Annotated in this window: 6 protein-coding genes, 1 tRNA gene and 1 pseudogene; 5 read left to right on the forward strand and 3 right to left on the reverse strand. The window is 63.4% G+C overall.

Annotated elements, in window-relative coordinates:
* Positions 1-77 precede the first annotated feature (77 nt).
* From rpoD to tcdA, 3 genes are all read left to right on the forward strand, one after another.
* The gene (rpoD, locus tag NFW30_RS19970; RefSeq protein ID WP_295354265.1) at positions 78-2,021 is read left to right on the forward strand and encodes an RNA polymerase sigma factor RpoD; all 1,944 of its coding nucleotides are present in this window, start codon (positions 78-80) and stop codon (positions 2,019-2,021) included.
* Between the two features lie 144 nt (positions 2,022-2,165).
* Entirely contained in the window at positions 2,166-2,315 is a 150-nt protein-coding gene (locus NFW30_RS19975; RefSeq protein WP_295354262.1) for a hypothetical protein, read from the forward strand.
* Positions 2,312-3,109 (forward strand): tRNA cyclic N6-threonylcarbamoyladenosine(37) synthase TcdA, encoded by a 798-nt coding sequence (tcdA, locus tag NFW30_RS19980; RefSeq protein ID WP_295354259.1) that lies wholly within the window; start codon positions 2,312-2,314, stop codon positions 3,107-3,109. Before NFW30_RS19975 ends, tcdA begins: the two co-directional genes overlap by 4 nt.
* A gap of 30 nt (positions 3,110-3,139) precedes the next feature.
* On the opposite strand, the gene NFW30_RS19985 is transcribed toward tcdA, so the two are convergent.
* Positions 3,140-4,924, reverse strand: coding sequence for a diguanylate cyclase (locus tag NFW30_RS19985; RefSeq protein ID WP_295354256.1), 1,785 nt, complete (start codon positions 4,922-4,924; stop codon positions 3,140-3,142).
* A 272-nt stretch (positions 4,925-5,196) separates the two neighbouring features.
* On the opposite strand from NFW30_RS19985, the gene NFW30_RS19990 reads away from it, so the two are divergent.
* Together NFW30_RS19990 and NFW30_RS19995 are read left to right on the forward strand one after the other, a co-directional pair.
* Complete coding sequence (locus NFW30_RS19990) at positions 5,197-5,682, forward strand: bacteriohemerythrin (protein WP_295354277.1); 486 nt, start codon at positions 5,197-5,199, stop codon at positions 5,680-5,682.
* 101 nt (positions 5,683-5,783) lie between these two features.
* Positions 5,784-5,857: transfer RNA gene (locus NFW30_RS19995), tRNA-Thr, on the forward strand.
* A 172-nt stretch (positions 5,858-6,029) separates the two neighbouring features.
* Here NFW30_RS19995 and NFW30_RS20000 read toward each other — a convergent pair.
* Both NFW30_RS20000 and NFW30_RS20005 read right to left on the reverse strand, forming a co-directional pair.
* Positions 6,030-6,503 carry a hypothetical protein gene (locus tag NFW30_RS20000; protein WP_295354253.1) on the reverse strand — a complete coding sequence of 158 codons (474 nt, stop codon included), beginning with the start codon at positions 6,501-6,503 and terminating at the stop codon, positions 6,030-6,032.
* Positions 6,500-6,729, reverse strand: a pseudogene (locus NFW30_RS20005) (hypothetical protein); the annotation flags it as partial. The gene NFW30_RS20000 and the pseudogene NFW30_RS20005, both read right to left, overlap by 4 nt.

Here is a 6,729-nt window from a genome sequence, read left to right on the forward strand (position 1 = left end):
GCTGTCCGCGGCAACGGTGATGGCTAGCATGTGATAGACTGTAGAGTTTTTCCAGTCCAGCTATTCGGGAATTGGTCATGGTTAGGGAAAAGGCGGTAACGACGAAGGCGGCTAAGGCCAAGGCGACGGCAGATCTCCTGGCGCAGGCGGGGGCACAGCCGGCACCGGTGGACGATGAAACCCGGAAGACGCGTCTGAAGACACTGATCAAGCTCGGCAAGGAGCGTGGCTTTCTGACGTACGCAGAGATCAACGACCATCTACCCGATGATGTGGTCGATGCCGAACAGATCGAAAGCATCATCAGCACCTTCAATGACATGGGTATCCAGGTCTACGACGAGGCGCCTGATGCCGAAACGCTGCTGATGTCCGACGCGACGCCGGCTGCCGCTGCAGACGATGCCGATGTCGAGGAGCAGGCGGAACAGGCGTTGTCAACCGTCGATTCCGAGTTTGGTCGCACGACCGACCCGGTACGCATGTACATGCGCGAGATGGGATCAGTCGAGTTGCTGACGCGCGAAGGCGAGATCGAAATTGCCAAGCGCATCGAGGATGGCCTCAAGCACATGATCCAGGCCATCTCCGCCTGCCCGACGACAATCGCCGAGCTCATCAGTTGTGCCGACCGGATCGGGCGCGACGAAATGCGCATCGATGAGCTGATCGACGGCCTGATCGATCCGGAAGCCGATGAGTCGCTCGAAGAGCTGGCGGAGGCGGTCGCCGTGGAAGACGAGGAGGATGAGGAGAGCGCGGAAGCGATCGAGGGTGCCGCTGCCGCGGCTTCACTCCTCAAGCTCAAGACCGACGGTCTGGAGAGGCTGGAGTTGATTCGCGCGCACTACCTCAAGGCGCAGGTGATCCTGCCCCGGCGCGGATCGCAGGACAGGACCTACCTCAAGCTGCAACAGCAGATCTCGGAAGAGATGATGGGAATTCGCTTTACCTCGAAGACCATCGAGCGGCTATGCGATTCGGTGCGCGCCATGGTGGAGGAGGCGCGCGCCTGTGAGCGCAAGATCCAGCGCATCTGTGTCGACACCGTGCGCATGCCGCGCCTGCACTTCATCAAGGTCTTCCCCGGCAACGAGCTGAACATCGACTGGGTCGATGCTGAAATCGCCGCCGCCAGCAAGACCTACGCCGCGGTTCTCGCGCGCAATGCGCCCAACATCAAGGAGGAGCAGCGAAAGCTGCTCGCCCTGCAGGAGCGTATCGGAATTCCGCTGCGCGAGCTGAAGGACATCAACAAGCAGATGTCAACCGGTGAGGCCAAGGCCCGCCGTGCCAAGCGCGAAATGACCGAGGCCAACCTGCGGCTGGTGATTTCGATCGCCAAGAAGTACACCAACCGCGGCCTGCAGTTCCTGGATCTGATCCAGGAGGGCAACATCGGCCTGATGAAGGCGGTGGACAAGTTCGAGTACCGGCGCGGGTACAAGTTTTCCACCTATGCCACGTGGTGGATTCGGCAGGCGATCACCCGTTCGATCGCCGACCAGGCTCGCACCATACGCATTCCGGTGCACATGATCGAGACGATCAACAAGATGAACCGCATTTCCCGGCAGATCCTGCAGGAAACCGGAATGGAAGCCGATCCGGCGACGCTGGCGAAGAAAATGGAGATGCCGGAAGAGAAGATCCGCAAGATCCTGAAGATCAGCAAGGAGCCGATCTCGATGGAGACGCCGATCGGTGACGATGACGACTCGCACCTTGGCGACTTCATCGAGGATCAGGCCACTCTCGCGCCGACCGAAGCAGCGCTTTATTCCAGCCTTCGCTTCATCACCAAGGACGTGCTCGATACCTTGACGCCGCGTGAAGCCAAGGTGCTGCGGATGCGCTTCGGTATCGAAATGAACACCGACCACACGCTCGAGGAAGTGGGCAAGCAGTTCGACGTGACTCGCGAGCGCATCCGGCAGATCGAGGCCAAGGCTCTCAGGAAGCTTCGGCACCCGTCGCGCTCGGACAAGTTGCGCAGCTTTCTCGACAATGGCAACAGCTAGCGTCACTGGCAAGACGTCTGTCGTGAGGTAAAGGACGGCGCCCTGGTGCACGGCTCAGTCTGGAAATTTCTGGGCCAATGCCGGCCAGCGACACCGATGGCTTTGGCATACACTCTGCGCCAACGCGTGCCGCAGGGCTCCAGCATGGACGCACAGCAAATCGAGGACTGGCTCCTGGTCGACCCCGACGGACGGCAGGATTTCATCACCGCGCTACGTGACTGCCTGCCGGCCGCACCGAAGCGGATCGCCCCGTTCGACCAGGTGGTGCGCCGCCTGCTCGACGACCTGTGAGTGCGGAGACCTGCGATCCGGCGCGCCGCTTCGGCGGGGTAGCTCGCGTCTACGGGGCCGATGCGCTGCGATTCTTCCAGGACGCCCATGTCGCCGTCGTTGGCATCGGTGGTGTCGGTTCGTGGGCAGCCGAGGCGCTTGCCCGTTCGGCGGTTGGCCGGATCACCCTGATCGATCTCGACATGATCGCCGAATCGAACGTCAACCGGCAGATACACGCCCTCGACGGCGAGTTCGGCAAGGCCAAGGTCAGCGCGATGGCCGAGCGCATCCGCGCCATCAACCCGCAATGCACGGTGCACGAGGTCGAGGACTTCGTGACCCCGGACAACCTCGAAACGATGCTCGCCGGCGGCGTGCGGCATGTCATCGACGCCACCGACCAGGTGCGGACCAAGGCGGCGATGATCGCTTGGGCGAAGCGTCGCGGCTTGCCGTTGATCACCACCGGTGGCGCCGGCGGTCAGATCGACGCCACCCGCATCGAGGTGGCCGACCTCGCTCGCACGATCCAGGATCCACTGCTCGCCAGGGTGCGCTCGCTGCTGCGCCGCGAACATGGCTTTCCGCGCGAAGCGAAGACGAAGTTCGGTGTGCCCGCGGTCTTCTCCAGCGAGCCCCTGCGCCAGCCGCCGCGCAACCCCGACTGCGCGGTGCCGCAGACCGCGAGCGGCCTGGGCTGCGCGGGTTTCGGCTCGGCAGTCTGCGTCACCGCTTCCTTTGGTTTGCTGGCTGCCGGAGAGGTTCTGCGGCAGCTCGCGAGCAGCTCGCTCGTTGCGGCGCGCGGCCGCTGAGCCCGCGCACGCCGCTTTCGCCGCTGGCGCTCAGCCGATCAGGACCCGGTTCTTCCCTGCCTGCTTGGCTGCGTACATGGCCTCGTCCGCCCGTTTCGTCACCGACGCCTGGGTGTCGCCTGCCCGCACAGCGGTGACACCAGCGCTGAAGGTGATCAACTGGCGATCGTTGTTGTGCAGGAAGATGCGCCGCGTCAGCTCGCGCTGCAGGCGGACGACCGCCGTCTGCGCGTCCTCCACCGGCGTCTCGGGCAGCAGGATGATGAACTCCTCGCCACCGAAACGGGCCACCGTATCCTGTGGCCGCATTGTTTCGCGAATCACGGTCGCCAAGTGGATCAGCGCCGCATCGCCGGCGTCGTGGCCCAGTGAATCGTTGAGTCTCTTGAAGTTGTCGATGTCGAGCAGCGCCACGCAGAGCGCCGACTGACGCCTTTGCGCCCGCCCCACTTCCTTCTCGAAAGCTTCCTCGAGCCCGCGCCGGTTGAGTGCACCGGTGAGCTGGTCATGCCGCACCAGGGTGCTTGCCCGTTCGAGTTCCTGCTGCAGCTCGGCGATCCGCCTCTCGGTTTCACCAACCCGCTGCCGGGCGGCGCGCAGATCATCGCGTGAGCGCTGCGCGTTCAACTGGATGATCCTGGTCTCGCGGATCACTTCGGCGAGCACCTGTTCGAGCTGGGTGATGTCTTCGGCCTGGCTGATCCTTGTCGCGCAGACCTCGATCTTGTCGTGGTAGTCCGAAGTCGAATCGGCAAACTCCGCCAGGTGGTCGACAAACCCCGCCAGCATCTGCTTCAGGTTCTCCCGTGCCTCGTTGAGGCTATGCTTGAGCTGGCTCTGCTTGAAGATGACTTCCTTCAGCCGGATCTCGGCATCCTCGATCGACCGGACATTCAGCGGACCGGCGACGATGTCACGGACGATGTCGATCTGTCCACGCAGCCAGTGGTCCTCGACGACCAGTTCGCCAACGTTCTCGATCAGCAGCTGCAGCAGCTTCAGCAGGCTGGCACGCAACTCGTCCCGATCCTCGGCCAGCAACTCGAGACGAAAGGTGAACCGCTTGCTGCTGGCCAGCAGGTCGTCGAGCGCGCCGCGCGAAGTGGCGGTGCGCACCCTGTGGATCAGCGCGCGGGCATCGGCAGCCAGCTCCGGCTCGTTGGCGAGCTGCGAGTCGATGAGCGCCTCCAGAAGGTGGGCGAGGAGGTCGCGCAGCGGTCCCGATGGCTCGCTGCCATCGACCGCAGCGGTTGCAGCACCGCCGTCTGCAGACTGTGGCCCGCCGGCGCTGGCTGCGACTGCGTCGGGTGCCAGCAGCGGGATGTCCTCGCCCGCAGGGACGGCTCCCGACCATGACTTCACCAGTCCCTGCAGTCGTCCGAACAACACTTCGCCGTTGCCCGAACCACCGGCCAGAACGCGTTCGAGGGCTTCGCGCTTGCGGGCCACGGTGAGCCCGGCCTGCTTGTTCTCCCATTCCCGAACGAGGTCACGGAACAGCTCGTTCCACGGCAGCTCCTGCTCCTTGCCGATTTGCCGTACCAGGTCGGACAGGCCGGTGCCCAGTTGCTGCCAGTTGCCCGCGGTGAACACTTGCTCCAGGCGTCGTGCCAGCCGCTGCTGCGCCGGTGTCTCCTGTGGCAACGAAGCCGCGAGCGACCTGAGCTCGCGCTGCGGCAGCGCGTCTGCCGGCTGTGTGCCCGCAATCTCGTGGTAGAGCGCGCGGTAGTTGTCGGGCGACGGTTGCAGCCGGCGAACCGCCAGCAAACGCAGCGCTTCGCGTGCAATCTCCGAGGGGTTGGAAGGGGTCGCCATGATCTAACGCAGTGAAGCGGTCGCCGCATTCTAGCAGCGGTCGGCGCCCCGGGAAAGCGGCGGCAGTTGCCCGCACTGGAGCGTCCGCTGTGGCGGCACGGCGGATGTCGACGCCGCTTGCCCGCTTGGCGCTGTCCGGCCGCCGACTCCGGCCGGTCCACTTCGCACCCCGGTGACGTGGTGGCGCGACGAATGATTGATCGATGTCAAGACCACAGGCTTGCGTCCGCGTACGCTTGCATGTCTACGACAATCCGTTTCGGGGGCAGCGCATGGGTGCGACAGACTTGATCCAGTGGTCCGACGAGTTCAGTATCAACATCCAGGAAGTCGACGAACAGCACAAGGTTCTCGTTGGCCTCCTCAACGATCTGCACCGGGCGATTCGCGAACATCACGGCAAGGCCACATCGCGGGAGATCCTCGGCCGTCTGGCCGAATATACCCGCACCCACTTCCTGCTCGAAGAAAGCCTGATGCGGCTGACGCATTACCCCGGGCTCGAGATCCACAAGCAGCAGCATCAAGATCTGATGCAGCAGGTGGATGCGTTGCAACACAAGCTGGACACGGAGAACGCGGCAATCAGTTTCGAGCTGCTTCACTTCCTGCGCAACTGGCTGATCCAGCACATCAACGACAGCGACCGGCGTTTCGGAGCGCACTTCCACAAGGTGGGTCTGGCGGCACACGCGCAGTGGAGCAAGGACACCGAACGGACGATGAAGAAGAAGAAATGGTGGTGGAAGTTCTGGTAGCGGGATCGGCTGTCGTGCAGCCGTTTTCCATGATCAGGAAGCGACATCGGCATGCAGCGACAGCCTGCGGCTCCGGTATAATCGCGCTGCAGCTTTCCTGAGCCCCCGTAGCATGAAGGTCGTGCAGTTGATTTGTAATCATCAGGTCTTGGTTCGATTCCGAGTGGGGGCACCAATAAATCAGTTAGTTACTGTATTTCTCGGGCGGATTTTTTCGCCCCTGTTTCCTGTGTACCCTATGTGTACCCGTTTTCGAGCAATGCGGATGCACGACGGCGGGCAGACGGGCGTCGATGCCGAACGTTTCTCGGTCGATTACAGGTATCGCGACGTCGAACTGGAGCAGATCAGAGCGACGTTGCTGCCTGATTGGCAGCAGCAGCGCTCACGTCAACCCAGGTGATCGCTGGGTCCGTGTGCTCCTGCTCGTCGCGTTCGCCCGCAGGATGGCTAGGCGCATAGGCCCCGGCTTGCGACCTCGGTTTGAAGACATTGCCGTGCAGATCCTCTAGCACGTCGCTCACCAGGCTCTTGTTGCCCCGACGGGACGGATGCATCGACGCCGCAGCCAGCTGCGCCTCGAACTTGCTGCCGCAGTAGGTCACACCCTTCTCGGTTCGCGGCCTGTCGGTCGGCTTCATCGGCACCAGCAGGATGAGGAAATCCCCGCGAGCTGTCGCTTCATCAACCTGTCGGTGGTATTCCGCCCATGCCTCGGCCGGCGCATCGCTCGCCGGCTCACTCAACATGCAGACCGATGGACGGGGCTTCGGGAGCAGCACGTCTTCCAGTCTTGCGAGGCGACGTTGCAGGGCGCTCACTGCAGTACCTGCTGGGGTAGCAGAATCATGCTGCAGGGGCGTTGGACATTGGCGGCGAGCGCTTCGGCCTTCGACCGCTCGATGAAGTCGTCTTCGGCCTCGTCGGAGTGGCGGTCGACGATCTGGTCACCGCTGACGGCGCGAACAACCTCATCGCCAGCGCTGCCGATGATGCGGTGGATGATGATGGCGACCTGGTTCGCGTCTGGCCGGGACGCCTCCAGCT

The organism is Accumulibacter sp., assembly GCF_023806635.1.
Taxonomy (GTDB): domain Bacteria; phylum Pseudomonadota; class Gammaproteobacteria; order Burkholderiales; family Rhodocyclaceae; genus Accumulibacter.